Genomic DNA, 331 nt, shown 5'->3' with positions numbered 1-331 from the left:
CAGTAGCTGACAGACTGCTCCAGACATTGGGCGAAAAGGACGGGCGTATGCTAGCAGAATTTGGGATTGGTACAAATCATAAAGCGCGTATTATCGGGATTGTTTTGGAGGATGAAAAAGCGTTTGGCACGATCCATGTCGCGTTTGGAAGCAACATCACATTCGGGGGAACGATTGAAGCGGGGGTACATATCGATTTAATCGTAAACAAACCAGATGTTTTTATCGACGACGTAAAAGTACTGGAAAAAGGAAGCTTTACTTTTTCTAGCTAGCTTTCTCCAAACACTTGTTTCCAATGGCTACATTTCCATCCACATGATAACGAAAA

The 331-nt window shown here is 42.9% G+C and carries 1 pseudogene; it reads left to right on the top strand.

The features are described from left to right. Positions 1–275 (top strand): annotated as a pseudogene (locus tag SB773_RS30675) (aminopeptidase); the annotation flags it as partial. Positions 276–331 lie beyond the last annotated feature (56 nt).

This window comes from Bacillus sp. SIMBA_074 (assembly GCF_046534555.1).
Classification (GTDB): domain Bacteria; phylum Bacillota; class Bacilli; order Bacillales; family Bacillaceae_G; genus Bacillus_A; species Bacillus_A mycoides.
This window is presented reverse-complemented; position numbering and strand designations above follow the sequence as displayed.